The 17,114-nt window shown below is 69.0% G+C and carries 16 protein-coding genes and 1 tRNA gene; 9 read left to right on the top strand and 8 right to left on the bottom strand.

Annotated elements, in window-relative coordinates; genetic code table 11:
- Positions 1–29 precede the first annotated feature (29 nt).
- The 4 genes from BLU77_RS17405 to BLU77_RS17420 all read left to right on the top strand — a co-directional run bounded on the left by BLU77_RS17405 (position 30) and on the right by BLU77_RS17420 (position 4,289).
- Entirely contained in the window at positions 30–1,163 is a 1,134-nt protein-coding gene (locus BLU77_RS17405; protein ID WP_089774288.1) for a bifunctional 2-methylcitrate synthase/citrate synthase, read from the top strand.
- Positions 1,164–1,509: 346 nt separating this feature from the next.
- Positions 1,510–2,604 carry a 3-deoxy-7-phosphoheptulonate synthase gene (locus tag BLU77_RS17410; protein ID WP_089774289.1) on the top strand — a complete coding sequence of 365 codons (1,095 nt, stop codon included), beginning with the start codon at positions 1,510–1,512 and terminating at the stop codon, positions 2,602–2,604.
- Positions 2,605–2,750: 146 nt separating this feature from the next.
- Positions 2,751–3,080, top strand: a complete 330-nt coding sequence (locus BLU77_RS17415) for a nuclear transport factor 2 family protein (RefSeq protein WP_089774290.1) — start codon at positions 2,751–2,753, stop codon at positions 3,078–3,080.
- A gap of 69 nt (positions 3,081–3,149) precedes the next feature.
- A complete protein-coding gene (locus BLU77_RS17420) occupies positions 3,150–4,289 on the top strand; it encodes a low temperature requirement protein A (protein ID WP_089774291.1) in 1,140 nt (379 codons plus the stop codon).
- A 97-nt stretch (positions 4,290–4,386) separates the two neighbouring features.
- Here BLU77_RS17420 and BLU77_RS17425 read toward each other — a convergent pair whose 3' ends face one another.
- Positions 4,387–4,866, bottom strand: coding sequence for an NUDIX hydrolase (locus tag BLU77_RS17425; RefSeq protein WP_089774292.1), 480 nt, complete (start codon positions 4,864–4,866; stop codon positions 4,387–4,389).
- A 99-nt stretch (positions 4,867–4,965) separates the two neighbouring features.
- Here BLU77_RS17425 and BLU77_RS17430 point away from each other — a divergent pair, with 99 nt between their 5' ends.
- A complete protein-coding gene (locus tag BLU77_RS17430; protein WP_089774293.1) occupies positions 4,966–6,258 on the top strand; it encodes a uracil-xanthine permease family protein in 1,293 nt (430 codons plus the stop codon).
- A gap of 136 nt (positions 6,259–6,394) precedes the next feature.
- Here BLU77_RS17430 and BLU77_RS17435 read toward each other — a convergent pair.
- The 3 genes from BLU77_RS17435 to BLU77_RS17445 form a co-directional block, all read right to left on the bottom strand.
- Positions 6,395–6,471 (bottom strand) — tRNA-Pro (locus BLU77_RS17435).
- 118 nt (positions 6,472–6,589) lie between these two features.
- Positions 6,590–7,543: a metallophosphoesterase gene (locus BLU77_RS17440; RefSeq protein ID WP_089774294.1), complete on the bottom strand. Its 954-nt coding sequence runs from the start codon at positions 7,541–7,543 to the stop codon at positions 6,590–6,592.
- Between the two features lie 15 nt (positions 7,544–7,558).
- A complete protein-coding gene (locus BLU77_RS17445) occupies positions 7,559–10,102 on the bottom strand; it encodes a penicillin-binding protein (protein ID WP_089774295.1) in 2,544 nt (847 codons plus the stop codon).
- A 193-nt stretch (positions 10,103–10,295) separates the two neighbouring features.
- Here BLU77_RS17445 and BLU77_RS17450 point away from each other — a divergent pair, with 193 nt between their 5' ends.
- From BLU77_RS17450 to BLU77_RS17460, 3 genes are read left to right on the top strand one after another with little or no spacing between them, the layout of a single operon-like run.
- Positions 10,296–10,640, top strand: coding sequence for a WhiB family transcriptional regulator (locus BLU77_RS17450; RefSeq protein WP_089774296.1), 345 nt, complete (start codon positions 10,296–10,298; stop codon positions 10,638–10,640).
- Positions 10,641–10,649: 9 nt separating this feature from the next.
- Positions 10,650–10,805, top strand: coding sequence for a Sp36 family protein (gene sp36, locus BLU77_RS17455; protein WP_089774297.1), 156 nt, complete (start codon positions 10,650–10,652; stop codon positions 10,803–10,805).
- Positions 10,802–11,275: a RidA family protein gene (locus BLU77_RS17460; RefSeq protein WP_089774298.1), complete on the top strand. Its 474-nt coding sequence runs from the start codon at positions 10,802–10,804 to the stop codon at positions 11,273–11,275. The genes sp36 and BLU77_RS17460 overlap by 4 nt, the downstream gene beginning before the upstream one ends.
- A gap of 54 nt (positions 11,276–11,329) precedes the next feature.
- Here BLU77_RS17460 and BLU77_RS17465 read toward each other — a convergent pair whose 3' ends face one another.
- The gene (locus BLU77_RS17465; protein ID WP_089774299.1) at positions 11,330–12,007 is read right to left on the bottom strand and encodes a Crp/Fnr family transcriptional regulator; all 678 of its coding nucleotides are present in this window, start codon (positions 12,005–12,007) and stop codon (positions 11,330–11,332) included.
- Positions 12,008–12,136: 129 nt separating this feature from the next.
- Here BLU77_RS17465 and nth point away from each other — a divergent pair, with 129 nt between their 5' ends.
- Complete coding sequence (nth, locus tag BLU77_RS17470) at positions 12,137–12,820, top strand: endonuclease III (protein ID WP_245708928.1); 684 nt, start codon at positions 12,137–12,139, stop codon at positions 12,818–12,820.
- 30 nt (positions 12,821–12,850) lie between these two features.
- On the opposite strand, the gene BLU77_RS17475 is transcribed toward nth, so the two are convergent.
- From BLU77_RS17475 to BLU77_RS17485, 3 genes are all read right to left on the bottom strand, one after another.
- Positions 12,851–13,759: an alpha/beta fold hydrolase gene (locus BLU77_RS17475; RefSeq protein WP_245708929.1), complete on the bottom strand. Its 909-nt coding sequence runs from the start codon at positions 13,757–13,759 to the stop codon at positions 12,851–12,853.
- Positions 13,760–13,956: 197 nt separating this feature from the next.
- Positions 13,957–15,945, bottom strand: a complete 1,989-nt coding sequence (acs, locus tag BLU77_RS17480; RefSeq protein WP_089774300.1) for an acetate--CoA ligase — start codon at positions 15,943–15,945, stop codon at positions 13,957–13,959.
- Between the two features lie 185 nt (positions 15,946–16,130).
- Positions 16,131–17,096, bottom strand: coding sequence for an ICP22 family protein (locus tag BLU77_RS17485; protein WP_089774301.1), 966 nt, complete (start codon positions 17,094–17,096; stop codon positions 16,131–16,133).
- Positions 17,097–17,114 lie beyond the last annotated feature (18 nt).

Raw genomic sequence — 17,114 nt, forward strand, 5'->3', positions numbered from 1 at the left:
GAGGTTGTTCCGCCGACGAAGGAGGAAGCATGACCGAGACACCGATCCACAAGGGACTGGCCGGCGTGGTGGTGGACACCACCGCGATCTCCAAGGTCAACCCGGACACCAACTCGCTGCTCTACCGCGGCTATCCGGTGCAGGATCTGGCCGCGCACTGCTCGTTCGAGGAGGTCGCCTACCTGCTCTGGCACGGTGAGCTGCCCAGCCCGGACCAGTTGGCCGAGATGGAGAAGCTCGAGCGTTCCCTCCGGCCGCTCGATGCACGCACGAAGACGCTCATCGACGCCCTGCCGACGACGGCCCATCCGATGGATGTGGTGCGCACCGCCGTCAGTCAGCTGGGTACCTTCGACGACACGCTGCTGCAACCGGAGGGGCTGACCGACCGCACCCTGAACGAGGGGCGTGCGATGTATCTGTTCGCGCAGCTCCCGGCGATCGTGGCCTACGATCAGCGCCGCCGCCGCGGTGAGGACCTCATCGAACCGCGTGATGATCTGGGGTACTCGGCGAACTTCCTCTGGATGACCTTCGGCAGTGAGCCGGCGCCGGCGGTGGAGCAGGCCTTCAACGTCTCGATGATCTTGTACGCCGAGCACTCCTTCAACGCGTCCACATTCACTGCGCGGGTGGTCACGTCCACGTTGTCGGACCTGTACTCCGCGGTTACCGGGGCGATCGGAGCGCTTAAGGGGCCGCTGCACGGCGGCGCGAACGAGGCAGTGATGGCCGTGTTCGGTGAGATCGGCACCGCCGACCGCGCCGATGACTGGCTCGAGGCCGCCCTCGCTGAGAAGCGCAAGATCATGGGCTTCGGGCACCGGGTCTACAAGCACGGCGATTCCCGCGTACCCACGATGAAGGCGGTGCTGGACGACCTGGTCGAGCATGCCGGCCGGCGGGACCTGGGTGACCTCTACGACGCCCTCGAGCAGGCGATGACGTCCCGCAAGAACATCCTGCCGAACCTCGATTACCCGGCCGGCCCCGCCTACCACCTGATGGGCTTCGACACCGCGACCTTCACGCCGCTGTTCGTCGCCTCCCGGGTGACCGGGTGGACCGCCCACATCATGGAGCAGCTCGAGTCCAACTCCCTGATCCGGCCGTTGAGCGAGTATGTGGGCCCGGATCAGCGGGAGGTGCCTGCCCGCCCCTGACCCCTGCCCGCTCCGCCCCTGACCCCGGCCGAACGCAACGTTGTGCGGCGGCAACCGCTTGTCGGGCCGCACAGGGTTGCGTTCGGCGATCAGGGGGGCCAGGGCGCCCTGGGCCCTGGGCCCTGCGCCCGACACCCGACGCCCTGCGCCTGTGGGGTTGGTGTATGGTCGCTGCCATGCATTCGGTTCGTTGGTATTGGTTTGCGTCGGCTCCGGCCGCCGCGACCTGCTGACGCGCGCGACCGGAGCCGACCAGGGCGTGGACCATGAGGTCCGCGCCCTTCGCCATTGAGGCGGGCGCTCCGGAGCATCGGTGAGTTCGCCTCCACACCGTGAGGAACCACTGATGACCACCACTCCCACCGCCGAGCGCACGGACGCCAGCACCGGCGACCTGCGGGTGCGCCGGATGGACCCGCTGCCCACCCCCGGTGAGGTGCTCGCCGAACTGCCACTGCCCACTGCGGCAGCCGAACTCGTGGCCAGCGCCCGGGCCGACGCCGCCGATGTGCTCGCAGGTGCCGACGACCGGCTGCTGGTGATGGTCGGACCGTGCAGCGTGCACGACCCTGCCGCCGCCATCGAGTACGCCCACCGACTGGCCGGCGCTGCCGAGAGCTACGCCGACGACCTGGTGCTGGTGATGCGGGTCTACTTCGAAAAGCCCCGCACCACCACCGGGTGGAAGGGCCTCATCAACGATCCCGGGCTAGACGGCTCCTACGACATTCCCCGGGGCCTTCGCCTGGCGCGGCAGGTGCTGCTGGACGTGCTCGCCGCAGGCGTGCCCGCCGGGTGCGAGTTCCTGGAGACTACCTCCCCGCAGTACATCGCCGACACTGTCAGCTACGGCGCGATCGGCGCCCGCACGGTGGAGTCGCAAGTGCACCGCCAGCTGGCCTCCGGGCTTTCCATGCCAGTGGGGTTCAAGAACTCCTCCGACGGCGATGTGCAGGTGGCCGTGGACGCGTGCGTGGCCGCTGCCGCACCGCAGGCGTTCCTGGGCGTGGACACGCAGGCCCGGGCGGCGCTCGTGGAGACCGCGGGCAACCCGGACTCGCACGTGATCCTGCGCGGTGGGCGCCGCGGACCGAACTACGCCCCCGAGCACGTCCGCGCTGCCGCGGAGAAGCTCACTGCGGTGGGCCGTGCCGGGGTGATGGTGGACGCCAGTCACGGCAATTCTGGCAAGGACCATGTGCGACAGGCACAGGTGGCCGCCGAGATCGCCGAGGCCGTTGCCGCGGGGGAGACCGCCGTGGCCGGGGTGATGCTGGAGAGCTTCCTCGTGGAAGGACGGCAGGAGCCTGCACCGAGTGGTCTGGTCTACGGGCAGTCGGTCACCGACGCCTGCATGTCCTGGGAGGTGACCGAAGGCGTGCTGGAGCAGCTCGCGGCCGCTGCACGGACGCGCCGAGGTGCGCTCCGCCGTCGGGCATAGCACACCCGCCGAGCGCAACCTGGTGCGGCGAAGATGGCACCGAACGCCGCACCAGGTTGCGCTCGGCAGGCCGGGGCAGAGGTTGCGGGGTTGGCTCACCTCGATACGCTGCGGCTGACGTAGTGATGCCCCGGAGGAGTACCGCCATGACCGCAGTGTCCGTGCCCGAACCTGTCGGCTCGTTCATCGAGACCGTCAACGCCCACGACGAGAACGGCTTTCTGGAGGCCTTCACCACGGACGGCTTCGTGGACGACTGGGGCCGGGTCTTCACGGGCCGCGACCAGATCAAGGGCTGGAGCGACAAGGAGTTCATCGGAGCGACCGGGGTGCTGACCCCAACCTCGGTGACCGTGGACGGCGACCTGATCACCGTGGTGGGCGACTGGCGCAGCACCCACGCCAACGGGTTGTCCCGCTTCGAGTTCCGGGTCTCCGGGGACCAGCTGGCCTCGATGACCATTCGCGAGGGCTGATCGGCGGCGCACCCGCGCCGAGCCCCACCGTTCCCGCCCCACGTGCGGCCACTTCCGGAGGTTGCCCTGATGTCCGTGCTCGCTCGCCCGCAGTCGCGCCGCTCCGAGGTCGGTCCCGCTGAGCTGTTCTTCGACCTCGTGTACGTCTTCGCGATCATCCAGCTCTCCCACCTGCTCCTCCACCACCTCTCTTGGCAGGGCGCCGCGGAGACGGTGATTGTGTTCGCCGCGCTCTGGTGGGGCTGGAACTACACCGCCTGGGCGATGAACTGGCTCGATCCCCGGCGTACCGGCGTGCACCTGTTCACCGGGGTGCTGATGCTCGCCTCGCTTGCGATGGCGGTGGCGATCCCGCACGCGTTCGGTGACAAGGCGTGGCTGTTCGTGGCCGGCTACCTGGTGGCCGGGGTGCTCCGCCCGGTGGTGATGATGGTGGTCTACCGGGGCCAGCAGCTCGCCACCAACTACCGGATGCTGCTGCTGTGGACGCTCGGGGCGGGCGTCTTCTGGGTGGCGGGGGTGTTCGTCGAGCCGAACCTGCGGCTGTGGATCTGGTTGCTGGCGGTGCTGATCGACTACGCGGCACCGGCGGCGAACTTCCGCGTGCCGGGCGTGGGCGCGGCGCCGATGCACCTGTGGGACACCGACGCCGAGCACCTCGCCGAACGCAACCGCCTGGTCTTCATCATCGCGCTGGGGGAGTCCATCCTGCTGATGGGTGGCGCGGTCGTGGACGCCGGGGACCTCACCGGAGGGCTCGCGCTGAGCCTGCTGCTCGGCTTCGCAGGCCTGTTCGTGCTGTGGTGGAACTACTTCGCGCTCGCCGGCCATGAGGTGGAGGGGGCGAGGAGCACGACGGCGGCCCTGCGCTCCGCTTTCGCGTACGCCCACGCGTTCATGGTGCTGGGTGCGATCCTGTTCGCCGTCTCCGTGGAGTTGCGGCTCTCCCACGAGCACCTCACCCCGACGGTGGTGATCGTGACCGTGGCCGGTCCGCTGGTGTATCTGGTGGGCAACCTGCTCTACCTCGGCTCGCGATTCGGACGACTGGCCCGGTCCCGGTTCGTGGCGATGGCGGCGCTGGTGCTGATCGGAGTGGTGGGTGTGCTCACTGCGGAGCAGTTCCCGCCCCTGCTGCTGAGCCTGTCCGTGCTCGCCGTCACCGGGGGCCTGGCCGCGCTGACGGCGTACAGTCGCCGCTCTGGCTGACCGGACTGCCTGCGCTGCGCCCCCACCCCGCATTCCGAACGCAGGGTTATGCGGCATCCGCCACGGCCGATGCCGCACAACCCTGCGTTCGGCGCGATCAGCGGATGAAGCGGGGCCCGACGGCCGGGTCGTAGCCGAGAGCGTCGGCGATGCGCTGGCGGGACGTCTCTTGCAGGTCCTCCGGGAGGCCGTCCGGCCGGAACCAACCCACCTCGAGGGACTCGTCGTCGCCCACCCGCGCCTGGCCGGAGCGGTAGCGGCACAGGAAGGTCAGATCCAGGTAGCTCGCCCGGTCCCCGTTCGGGTAGGTGATCTCCTCGCCACTGTGCACGGACACCAACGACTCGACCTCGGCGTGGATCCCGGTCTCCTCGGCCACCTCCCGGACTGCGGCGACGGCGGGCTGCTCGCCCGGGTCGAGGATGCCGCTGACCACGGCCCACCGGCCGGTGTCGGTGCGCCGTCCGAGCAGGATCCGCCCGTCAGGATCGACCACCACCGCACTCACGCCGGAGAGCCACAACGGTGCCGTGCCCACGTGGCGGCGCAACTCGAGAACGAAGTCGGGGACTGGCATGGCCCGATCCTCGCACGCGTGCGCAGGCTCCCTCAGCCGCGCCGCTACGATTCCCGCGGGCCACGTGCGTGGCCGGACCGGCCGAGACGAGGGAGAACCGTGCCCAGCTGGACGCTGTACCGCGACGGGAAGACGATCGCACCGGGGGAGGTGGTGGCGCCGGGGCAACGACTGAGCTGGCCGCGCACCGTCGGCATCGGTGCCCAGCATGTGGTGGCCATGTTCGGTGCCACGTTCCTGGTGCCGCTCATCACCGGCTTCCCACCCGCCACCACCCTGTTCTTCTCCGCGATCGGCACCGCCGGGTTCCTGCTGATCACCCGTGGGCGGGTGCCGAGCTACCTCGGCTCCTCGTTCGCCTTCATCGCACCGATCGGTGCGGCCACTGCCTCGCAGGGGATGGCCACTGCGCTTGGCGGCGTTCTCGTGGTCGGGGTGCTGCTTGCGCTGGTCGGCGTGGTGGTGCACCTGGCTGGCGCCCGCTGGATCGACGTGGTGATGCCGCCGATCGTCACCGGCACCATCGTGGCGCTGATCGGGCTGAACCTGGCCCCGGCCGCATGGGGGAACGTGCAGGCCGCCCCGGTGACGGCGATCGTCACCCTGGTCTCGATCGTCCTGATCACCGTGCTGTTCCGGGGCCTCTTGGGCCGGCTGGCGATCCTGCTGGGCGTGCTCGTGGGCTACCTGGTGGCGGTGCTGCGTGGGGAGGTCGACTTCACCACGGTCACCGAGGCCGCGTGGGTGGGATTGCCGGAGTTCACCGCACCGCAGTTCGACGTGGCGGTGCTTGGGCTGTTCGTGCCGGTGGTGCTGGTGCTGATCGCCGAGAACGTCGGTCACGTGAAGTCGGTGGCGGCGATGACCGGGGAGAACCTCGACGGGGTGATGGGCAAGGCGCTGTTCGCCGATGGCCTGGCCACGACGCTCGCCGGTGCCGGTGGCGGCTCCGGAACCACCACCTACGCCGAGAACATCGGCGTGATGGCCGCCACCCGGGTGTATTCCACCGCCGCCTATGCTGTGGCCGCCGGGTTCGCACTGCTGCTCAGCCTCTCCCCGAAGTTCGGTCAGCTCGTAGCCACCGTGCCGCCCGGGGTGCTCGGCGGTGCGGCGACCGTGCTGTACGGGATGATCGGTGTGCTCGGAGCGCGGATCTGGGTGCAGAACAAGGTCGACTTCTCCGACCCGGTGAACCTCACCACCGCCGGGATCGCGCTCGTGGTGGGTATCGCCAACTACACCTGGTCCGCCGGTGATCTGCTGTTCGAGGGCATCGCGCTGGGTACTGCCGCCGCCCTGGGCATCTATCACGTGATGCGCACGGTGGCACGGTGGCGCGGAACCTCGGCAGAGCCGGTGAGCCCGGCGTCGGTTCCGGGCGCGGACTGACCCAGGTCACGCGTGAATGAAATCTGGGTGACAGGAGCCGTCGCTCGCTAGGGCGAGCTCCTCGGCAAATCCTGGCAACCACATGAATGATGGCTGCCAGCCACCCTCGTTCCTCGGGCGGCTGGCAGCCATCATGTGGTCGGGGTGACAGGATTTGAACCTGCGACCTCTTCGTCCCGAACGAAGCGCGCTACCAAGCTGCGCCACACCCCGGTGCAGCCTGGCCAGGATAGCGGAGCGAACCCCTCGGAGCGAAACTCGCGGTGTGGGCGCAGTCACACCCGGCCATGGGGTGCGCTCAGATCCGCACCCTGGTGCGGCTGGTGCGATCTCAGGCGTTCGGATCCGTGCGCCGGGTGAGGGTCAGCAGGGTGACGCTGGGCCGGCAGGCCAGCCGTACTGGAGTGAACGGGCTGGTGCCGATCCCGTTGCTCACGTGGAGCCACGCCGAGCCCGGCTCACCAGCAGCGCCCGGCCACTCGCTGAGCCCGCTGGCCCGGCCAGTGTCCAGATCACAATTGGTTACCAGGGCGCCGTAACCGGGCACACACAGCTGCCCGCCGTGGGTGTGCCCGGCGAAGATCATGCCGCACCCGTCCGCGTGCATCGCGTTCAGCACCCGCTGGTACGGCGCGTGCGCCACGCCCAGGCGCACGACGGCGTCCCCACCGGATGCACCGCCGTCGGCAGCGGGGAAGCGGTCCCGATCCAGGTGGGGGTCATCAACACCGACGAGTGCGAACGGAACGCCGCGCACCGACAGTGTGTCCCGTCTGTTCGTCAGGTCACGCCACCCGGCCGCGGCGAAGGCTCTGCCCAGCTCACGGCCCGGAAGGTCCTCGGGTGGTGGCCCTTCTGCGTCGGTGCGTCGGGCGTCCCGGAGGAGGTAGCGGGCCGGGTTCTTCATCTGCGGGGCGTAGTAGTCGTTGGAGCCCATCACGAACGCGCCGGGGCGTTCGAGCAGCGGCTCGAGGGCGTGCAGCACGGTGGGCATCGCACGGCGGTGCGCCATATTGTCGCCGGTGTTGATCACCAGGTCCGGCTCGAGTTCGCCCAGCGCCCGCAACCACGCGATGGTGTGGCGCTGACGGGGGAGCAGATGCAGGTCGGAGAGGTGCAGCACCCGGATCTCGGGGGCCGTAGGTGGGAGGACGGGGACGCGCACCTGGCGCACCGTGTAGGCCTTCGCCTCCAGGAGGGACCAGCCGAGCGCGCCGAGCCCGAGGGCGGTGGCCGCGCCGGCCCCGGCCAGAGCAATCCGGGGGAGAGGAGGTGGGGATGGCATCAGAGGTGGGCGGCGTCAGTTGTTGCCGCGGCCGTTCCCGCCGCCATTGTTGCCTCGGTCGCCGTCGTCGTCATCACCGTCGTCGTCGTTACCGCCACCGCCACCGTCACCGCCGTTGTCATTCCCGCCGTCGCCGTCACCGTCATCATTGTTGCCGTTGTTGTCGTCGGGTTCCTCTGTCTCTTCTTCCTCCGGCTCCGGACCGTCACTGATGACCAGCCCGACCGACGAGCCGGGGCGGATCTGGGAACCGGCGCCAGGGCTGGTCCCGATCACGCGGCCGTCCGGCACGCTATCGCTGTAGGCGGTCGCACCCACGTACGTGCTGAACCCGGCCGACCGCAGCGCGTTCTCGGCGTCGACCCGGGTCATCCCGGACACACTCGGCACCGGCTTGCGCTCACCGTAGATCTCCCGGTCGCGGGCCTCCTCGAACTCCTCCACGGCCATCCCGTCGGTGGCTTCGGACATGTAGTCCTGCCAGATCGGGGCGGCGAGGTTGCCGCCGTACCAGAATTCGCGGGTCGTGCCGTTGATGGTCTCCCAGAACATCGACTCGGTTCCCTCGGAGTAGCCCGCCCAGACCGCGGTGGCGAGTTGGGGGACATACCCGACGAACCACGCCGCGGAGTCGTCGTTCGCCGTTCCTGTCTTGCCGGCGATGGGGCGATCGGAGAGCACGGCGTTCTCACCCGTCCCGCCGTCGCTGGCCACTTCCTGCAGGGCGTGGTTCATCGCGTTCGCGACGCGAGGCTCCAGCACCTGGTTGCACTCGGCGTCCGGAACGGGCAGATCTTCGCCGTCCTGGTTCACCACGCGGGTGATGGCGATCGGGGTGCAGTAGGTGCCGCCGGAGGCGTAGGTGGCGAACGCAGCCGCCATGGTCAGCGGTGCTACCTCGTTCGCTCCCAAGGCCATCGACGGCACCACGGCCATCGAGTAGTCGCCGTACGGTTCGTCGTATCCCGGACCGGTGTACGGCTCGCCGGGTTCGACCGTGGCGTGGTGGAAACCCATACGCTGCACCGTGTCAGCAATATCGCACTGATTGAGCTGGTTCGACATATTCGCGAACGCAGTGTTCACCGACTGGCGAGTGGCGTCGAGAACCGTCATCTGCGAGCCGCCCGCATTCTCAATGTTGTTCGGTTCCCACGCTTTGACATCGACGAACTGCGGCAGGCACGTGTTCCAGGAAGAGCGCGGGAAGGACTGGTTGTCGGTACCGTCCACCCGATCGCTCAGCGAGTGGCCGTCGATCAACCACTGGGTGAGCACGAACGCCTTGAACGTCGAACCGGTCTGGAAGCCCTGCGAGCCCCCACGGTTCTGATCGGTGTTGAAGTTCACCTGGGTCGCGCGCGGTTCGTCGTCGGACGGGGTGCCGTAGGGCGTGTTCTGCGCCATCGCGAGGATCCGCCCGGTGCCCGGTTCGATCGTGGATGTTGCCGTCGACACCCCCGAGGGGTCGTCCATCGGGATGTGTTCGGTCAGAGCGTCGACCGCCTCCTGCTGCATCTCCGGGTCGATCGTGGTCTCGATCCGCAACCCGCCGCGCACCAGGAGCTGGTAGCGGTCCGCCTGGGTCTCGCCGAACTCCGGGCTCTGCAGGATCTCGGCCTTGACGTAGTCGCAGAAATAGGCGGAGATCCCTGCGGTGGCGCATCCGTTCGGGGTGTTCTGCACCTCGAGCATGTCCTCGACGGGAGTCTCGACCGCCTCGTCGTACTCCTCCTGAGTGATTTTGCCCTGGTTCAGCATGAGCTGAAGCACTGTGTCCCGGCGGTTCTGTGCGTTCTCCGGGTTCACTGCTGGGTTCCACTTGGCCGGGTTCTGCGTGATCCCGGCAAGCAGGGCCGCCTCGGCCAGCGTCAGCTCGGCCGCGCTGTGCGAGAAGAAGTACCGCGAGGCGGCCTCCACGCCGTACTGGGACGGGCCGAACTGGGCGATGTTCAGGTATCCCTCGAGGATCTCGTCCTTGCTGCGCTGCTGCTCCAGCGCGATCGCCAGCTTCGCCTCGCGGAGCTTGCGCGCAATGGTGGGCGCGGTGGCGGCGGCGATGGCGTCTGCGTCCTCGGCCCGTCGACCGGCCTCGATGAGCACGTTCTTCACGTACTGCTGGGTGAGGGTGGAACCACCCTGGTCGCTCAGGCCGAGCACGTTCTGCACGGCCGCGCGCATGATGCCCTCGGGGTCCACCCCGCCGTGGTCGTAGAAGCGGCGGTCCTCTACCGCCACCACGGCCATCTGCATGTTCTCGGAGATGTCGTCCATCGGCCGCACGATCCGGTTCTCCAGGTAGAACCGGGCCAACAGTGACCCATCGCCGGCCACGATCACGCTCTGCTCGGAGAGCTCTTCGCTGCCCAGCTCGGTCGGCAGCTCGTCGAACATCCGGCTCGCAGCGTCGGTGGTTGCACCGACGGTGGCCACAGCCGGCATCACGAAGCCTGCAGAGAGCACGCCGCCCACGCCGGCGACCATCAGGAACGCCAGGAACATGGAGATCAGCTGCGCCACGTTGACCGTGCGAGAGGTCTCTCGTGAGGGAGGTGCCATGCCCCCAGAGTACGTTGCCACGCTGACAGGTGACCCACCCCGACTTTCATTCCCGCCGATTTCGGGATATAAACCGTGGTGGTGGCTGTGGTCGCCAACGTTGACAGCAAGGGTGGGCCTCGGGGGAGGTCAAGTAGTCGTTTCGACTCGCTTTTGATTCGGTCACACCACACTCGCAGGTGGAGAGGTGGACATGAGCACCAGGTTCGACGAAGAGTGGACGCTCAAGGCCGCATGCGCGACACGATCACCGGACGAACTGTTCGTCCAGGGAGCAGCTCAACGCCAAGTACGTGAGATCTGCTTCACCTGTCCGGTGCGGCTCGAGTGTCTGGTGGATGCCCTGGACAACCGGATCCAGTTCGGGGTCTGGGGCGGGATGACCGAACGGGAGCGACGCGCGCTGTTGCGCAGCGAGCCCGAGGTGGAGGATTGGCGGTCCACGCTGGGCGACCTCGACCACGAGGAGCTCGACCAGTACATCGGGGTGCGGCGCTCCAAGGCTCGCCGACGGGTGGCCGGTGGCCGCGTCTCGTAGGATCGCGGCATGACACGCTGGGAGTACGCGACCGTACCGTTGATCATTCATGCCACGAAGCAGATCCTCGACCAATGGGGTGAGGACGGGTGGGAGCTCGTGCAGGTGGTCCCCGGCCCGGACAACAACGGGTTGGTGGCCTACCTGAAGCGGGAGAAGGAGTGAGCGCCTCCGCCCGCCTGGCCGAGTTGGGCATCGAGTTGCCCGACGTCGTCCCACCGGTCGCCTCCTACGTGCCGGCGGTGCAATTGGGCGCCCTGGTCTACACCTCCGGACAACTGCCGCTGTCCGGAGGGGCCCTAGTGCACACCGGCAAGGTCGGCGAGGGTGCGGGACTGGTCAGCGAGACGGACGCCACGGCGGCGGCCCGCGTGGCGGCGCTCAACGCCGTCGCTGCTGCCGCGTCGCTCGCCGGTGGCGTGGACCGGATCGCCCGTGTGGTCAAGGTGGTCGGCTTCGTCGCTTCCGACCCGTCGTTCACGGGCCAGCCCCGGGTGATCAACGGCGCCTCGAACCTCCTCCAGGAGATCTTCGGTGACGCGGGCGTGCACGCACGTTCCGCCGTCGGGGTGGCCGTGCTCCCGCTGGACGCCCCCGTCGAGGTGGAGCTGATCGTCGAGGTGACCACCCCATAACGCCAACGCCCGACGGCGGCCCACCGGCCGCCGTCGGGCGCTTGAGCGTGTGGTTCAGCGGGCGCGGTGGGTGAGACGGTCGATGTCCACCAGCACCACGGTGCGCCCCTGCAGCTGGATCCAGCCACGGTTGGAGAACTCGGCGAGCGCCTTGTTCACCGTCTCCCGGGTGGCTCCGACGAGCTGGGCGAGCTCCTCCTGGGTGAGGTCGTGGGTGACCCGCAGCCCGGAGTCGGTGCGCTCACCGAACCGGCGGCCCAGGTCCAGCAGCGCCTTGGACACGCGGCCGGGCACGTCGGAGAAGATCAGGTCGGCCACCTTGTCGTTGGTCTGCCGCAGGCGCAATGCCAGCGAGCGCAGCAGGTGCTGGGACACCTCCGGGCGTGCATCGAGGATCTGCAGCAGTCCCTGATGGCTCAGCTCGACCAGCTCGGTGGTGGCCAGCGCGGTGGCCGTAGCCGTGCGCTTGCCCGGGTCGTACAGGGACACCTCACCAAGGATCTCGCCGGGGCCGAGGATGGCCAGCAGGTGCTCCCGGCCGTCGGGCGCCATGTGCCCGAGCTTCACCTTGCCGGAACCGATCACGTACAACCGGTCCCCGGCGGAGCCCTCGTGGAAGATCTCCTCACCGCGACGGAACGTGAGTTCGGTGGTGCGTTCACGAACGGCGCGATAACTCTCATCGCTCAGCTCGGCGAACAGCGGGGCGGAACGAACCACGGCCTCGTCCATCTCAAGATGTCCCTTCAGTTGCTGTGAGGTCAGCCACAGTCTGCCACTCTTCGGCAGGTGGGCACGTCCGCAACGCTGCGTAGTCTGAGCAGACCAACCACGAACGCCGCAGATCAGGAGGAACCTCGGGTGCGTGCAGAACCACTCCAGATCGACGATCTCCTGGGAGATGCGTACCCGGACGCGCACTGCGAACTGGACTATCGCACACCGCTGGAGCTCCTCGTCGCCACGGTGCTCTCGGCCCAGTGCACCGACGAACGGGTCAACCTGACCACACCGGCCGTGTTCGCGCGCTACCCGGACGCCGCCGCCTACGCCGGCGCGGACCGTGCCGAGCTGGAAGCGCTGATCCGCCCCACCGGGTTCTTCCGGAACAAGGCCGCCGCGATCCAGGGCATCGGCGCTGCCCTCGTGGCCGAGCACGGGGGAGAGGTGCCCGGCACCCTGGAGGAGCTGGTGGCGCTGCCCGGGGTGGGCCGCAAGACTGCGAATGTGGTGCTCGGGAACGCCTTCGACGTGCCCGGGATCACCGTGGATACCCACGTCGGCCGGCTCTCCCGGCGGCTCGGTTGGACCACGAACACCGACGCGGTGAAGGTGGAGCGGGACCTGATGGAACTGTTCCCGGCCGAACGCTGGGTGATGCTCTGCCACCGGCTGATCTTTCATGGCCGGCGCACCTGCACCTCCCGCAAACCCGCGTGCGAGCGGTGCCCGCTCGCGGACCTGTGCCCGTCCTACCCGACGGGGGAGCCGCCGGCGCCGAAGAAGTCCCGCGCGAAGGGGCGGAGCCGGTCCACGAAACAATGACGCGTGAAGCAACCTTCGGCAGCAGCGCGCTCACTCCAGCTCGTCGAGCCACCCGATCAGCAGCTCACTGACCTCCTCCGGCGCCTCCTCGGGCAGCCAGTGCCCGGCACCGTCGATCGTGACCCGCGAGTAGCGGGCGTGCGTGTAGTCGCCGTCCCGCCGGAACGAGGCCCCGGTGAACACCGGGTCCGCCGATCCGCGCACCGACAGCACCGGCACCTGGATGCCCGTGTTCACCCGGGCGCGGTACCGCTGCCCGTCCACCCGCGGGGTGGACCGCAACGACCAGCGCAGCTGCTCCATCGCACTGTGCGCCACGAACGGCAGCCGCATCGCGTCGGTGTACAGGTTCACCGACTCCGGCTCCCACGCGGGAGCCCCCCATGCCTGCAGAAGGCGAGCAACGCCGTCGGAGTGGGTGAACGACCGCTCCGGGAACCACGGCACCTGGAACCGCGCCAGCGTGGCCAGTGTGCTCGCCGGAGTGACCTGGTGTGATGGGGTGTGCAGCGGCACCGGGTGCGGGGCGCCGAGCACCGCGATGGCACGGGTCACCTCCGGCGCCATCGCCGGCATCGACCAGGCCACCTGCCCGCCAAGGCCGTGCCCGATCACGACGGCGGAGCTCGCCCCGAGCGAGCGGATCACCCCACGGACGTCGGCCACCATCGACGGTGTGTCGTGGCCGGAGGGTGGTTTGTCCGACCCGGCGTACCCGCGCAGGTCCATCGCCGCCACCCGGTAGCCGGCAGCAGCCAGAGCGGGGATCTGCGCCCGCCACGCCCACCAGAACTGCGGGAAGGCGTGCAGCAGTACCACCAGCGGCGCCTCACCGTCGTCCGGCCCGGCCAGTGCCAGGTGGAACCGGCCCCCGTTGGCGGCCACCATCCGGTGGGCCCAGGGCCCGCCGGCCAGCACGATCGAGGGGTCAACAATCACGGGAGGTGACGTTACCCGTGCGTGCAGGTCGGGCGAATCATCCCCAAGGCGGAGAGCAGAGATCCCTCGTCGATCTGGCGGTGGAGTCGAGACGACCCAGCGACCAGATCGACGAGGGATTCCCCCCACCCGAAATCGGACGTCGATCCGGCTACTGAGGAGTAGCCAGATCGACGTCCGATTTCGGGGTGGAGGGCTCAGTCCTGGGCGGAGGCGCCCTTCATGCCGCTGCTGATCGGATCCATCACCGAGCTGTCGGCGAGGGTGGTCACGTCACCCACCTGCCGGTTCTCGGCCACGTCACGCAGCAGTCGCCGCATGATCTTGCCGGACCGGGTCTTCGGCAGCTCCGCCACCACGAGGATCGAACGCGGCTTCGCGATCGGGCCGATCTCGGAGGCCACGTGGTTGCGCAGCGCAGCCACCACGTCCTCACCCTCGCCGACCTCGTCAGCCTTCTCCTGTGCCTCCCCGCGCAGGATCACGAACGCCACCACGGCCTGCCCGGTCGTGTCGTCGCTGGCGCCGACCACAGCCGCCTCGGCCACCCACTCGTGGGAGACCAGGGCGGACTCGATCTCCGTGGTGGACAGCCGGTGCCCGGAGATATTCATCACGTCGTCCACCCGGCCGAGCAGCCAGACGTCCCCGTCCTCGTCGTACTTGGCGCCGTCACCGGCGAAGTAGGTGCCCGGGAAGCGAGACCAGTAGGTGTCCTTGAACCGCTGCTCATCACCCCAGATGCCGCGCAGCATCGACGGCCACGGCTCATCGAGCACGAGGTAGCCGCCGCCACCGGGACCGACTGCCTCACCGGCGTCGTCCCAGATGCTCACCGAGATGCCCGGCAGCGGCACCTGAGCCGAGCCCGGCTTGGTGGCGGTCACACCCGGCAGCGGGGAGATCATGATGGCGCCGGTCTCGGTCTGCCACCAGGTGTCCACGATCGGGGCCTTGTCGCCACCGATCACGCGGCGGTACCACATCCACGCCTCGGGGTTGATGGGCTCACCCACGCTGCCCAGCACCCGCAGCGAGGACAGGTCGAACTTGCCCGGGATCTCCTCGCCCCACTTCATGCAGGTGCGGATCGCCGTCGGGGCGGTGTAGAGGATCGTGACGCCGTACTTCTCCACGATCTCCCACCAGCGGCCCTGGTGCGGGGTGTCCGGGGTGCCCTCGTACATGACCTGGGTGGCGCCGTTGATGAGCGGACCGTAGGTGATGTAGGAGTGGCCGGTGACCCAGCCGACGTCGGCCGAGCACCAGTAGATGTCCGTCTCCGGCTTGAGGTCGAAGACGTTCCAGTGCGTGTAGGCGGCCTGGGTGAGGTAGCCACCGGTGGTGTGCAGGATGCCCTTCGGCTTCCCGGTGGTGCCGGAGGTGTAGAGGATGAACAGCGGGTGCTCGGCCTCCACAGCGACCGGGGTGTGCTCCTCGGAGGCTTCACCGAGGGCGTCGTGCCACCACACGTCCCGCCCTTCGGTCCAGGCCACGTCCTGCTCGGTGCGGCGCACGACGAGCACGTGCTTGACGTTTGTCTCCCCCTTGGCGAGAGCGTCGTCGACGGCCGGCTTGAGCGTGCTCGGCTTGCCGCGCCGGTATCCGCCGTCGGCGGTGATCACGGCGGTGGCGTCGGCGTCGATGATGCGTGAGTACAGCGCCTCGGCGGAGAAGCCGCCGAAGACCACCGAGTGGGCGGCACCGATGCGGGCGCAGGCCAGCATCGCGATGACGGCCTCGGGAATCATCGGCAGGTAGATGGCAACGCGGTCCCCGGTCTTCACTCCCAGGGCGTCGAGTGCGTTCGCTGCCTTGGAGACCTCGCGCTGCAGGTCTGCGTAGGTGAGCGTGCGCGTGTCCCCGGGCTCACCCTCGAACAGGATGGCCACCCGATCCCCGTTGCCGGCCTCCACGTGCCGGTCCACGGCGTTATAGGCGGCGTTCAGGCGTCCGTCGGCGAACCAGCGGGCCGTCGGGGCGCCGGAGAAGTCGAGCACCTCCGTGAACGGGGTGTCCCAGGTGAGGTACTGGCGGGCCTGCTCGGCCCAGAACTCCAGGCGGTCGGACTCCGCGTGGGCGTACAGATCTTCCTTGGCGTTCGCCGCCGCGGCGAACTCCTCCGACGGCGCGAACGCGCGCGTCTCGGTCAGGAGGTTCTCCAGGGCGGGGTTATGGTCGGTCACTGTTCCTCCGAGCAACGGCTATGGTGCATGGCTACCTGCCCAGCCTATGCCCAACTGTGCCCTTCGCTGCAGGGGCGGTAGTGAGCCGCCTCGGGTGGTGCGTGATGCCGATCGCGGTGGATGGCCGAGGCAGCACGACAACGGCGGCCGGCCCCACCAAGGGGACCGGCCGCCGTCGTGTGCTGTCAGCTCTCTGCGGCGATCCTGCGGCGCTCCTCGCGCCGGCCCTGCCGGCGCGCACCGTGGGAGACCACACCGATGAAGATCAGCACGATCCCGTAGAGCAGCAGGCGCCCCGCGTGCCCCTCGGCCACCAGGTGGTCGTAGAGGTTCGTGCCGAACTGGCCGAGCCGGTCGAAGATGGCCGACTGGCTGGCGAGGAATTCCGAGACGATCACCGGTACGGCAAGGAAAGCGCCGCCGATGAGCGTACCGATCGATCCGACGATGATCGGTCCCAGCGAGGACCAGCGCGCCGCCAGCAGCAGCACGACCGTGCAGAGCAAGCCCCCGGCGAGCTCCAGCAGGCCGGCCACGTTCACCGCCTCGAGGCTGCGGTCCAGGGAGAAGGACACCCGCTCGCCACCATCGGTGAGGAGGTACCAGGCGATCGGAGCGAACACGATCGCGATCAGGATGCCCCACCAGTGCGCGGCGGCCCGTGACTGCGGCCCGTCGTCCCAGTCGCTGAACGGATCCTCGGGCTGGGTCTCCATCGGGGCGGGCACCGGCTCCACGCGAGTGTCGGTGGCGTCGGCCTCAGCGGTGCTCGGCTGGGTCACAGGTGTCTCCTCGTCGGGGGTGGAGGTGCCTCGCCCGAAACGGCGCGCACGCTCCTCGCGCAGAGCGGCGTCGTCGGCCTCGGTGGGAAGCTGGCGGGTCGGCGGTTCAGGCTCGGCCGGTCCGTCGTTCGACGCCGAAGCAGGCTCGTCCGGTGCCGCGCCGGCAGAGCTCTCGGGCGACTCGGAAGCACCGAGGGGCTCGTCAGCAGCGGGCGCTGAGTCATCGGCAGGGCGTGCGGCATCGACGTCCTCGGCCGCCGTGGCGTTCTCGCCGTTCTCAGCCGGCGGGGTGGCGTCAGCGGCCGCGTTGTCGTCAGGTGCGGCGTTCGGGTCGCGTTCCTCGCGATCATGCGGGGGGACGGTGCTCACGGGATCCTCCAGTCGGCG

It is taken from the genome of Ruania alba, assembly GCF_900105765.1.
Taxonomy (GTDB): Bacteria; Actinomycetota; Actinomycetes; order Actinomycetales; family Beutenbergiaceae; genus Ruania; species Ruania alba.

Excerpts from the sequence above, each read along its gene's own strand:
- BLU77_RS17405 (WP_089774288.1), top strand. The coding sequence starts at position 30 with ATGACCGAGACACCGATCCACAAGGGACTGGCCGGCGTGGTGGTGGAC.
- BLU77_RS17410 (WP_089774289.1), top strand. The coding sequence starts at position 1,510 with ATGACCACCACTCCCACCGCCGAGCGCACGGACGCCAGCACCGGCGAC.
- BLU77_RS17415 (WP_089774290.1), top strand. The coding sequence starts at position 2,751 with ATGACCGCAGTGTCCGTGCCCGAACCTGTCGGCTCGTTCATCGAGACC.
- BLU77_RS17420 (WP_089774291.1), top strand. The coding sequence starts at position 3,150 with ATGTCCGTGCTCGCTCGCCCGCAGTCGCGCCGCTCCGAGGTCGGTCCC.
- BLU77_RS17425 (WP_089774292.1), bottom strand. The coding sequence starts at position 4,866 with ATGCCAGTCCCCGACTTCGTTCTCGAGTTGCGCCGCCACGTGGGCACG.
- BLU77_RS17440 (WP_089774294.1), bottom strand. The coding sequence starts at position 7,543 with ATGCCATCCCCACCTCCTCTCCCCCGGATTGCTCTGGCCGGGGCCGGC.
- BLU77_RS17445 (WP_089774295.1), bottom strand. The coding sequence starts at position 10,102 with ATGGCACCTCCCTCACGAGAGACCTCTCGCACGGTCAACGTGGCGCAG.
- BLU77_RS17450 (WP_089774296.1), top strand. The coding sequence starts at position 10,296 with ATGAGCACCAGGTTCGACGAAGAGTGGACGCTCAAGGCCGCATGCGCG.
- sp36 (WP_089774297.1), top strand. The coding sequence starts at position 10,650 with ATGACACGCTGGGAGTACGCGACCGTACCGTTGATCATTCATGCCACG.
- BLU77_RS17465 (WP_089774299.1), bottom strand. The coding sequence starts at position 12,007 with ATGGACGAGGCCGTGGTTCGTTCCGCCCCGCTGTTCGCCGAGCTGAGC.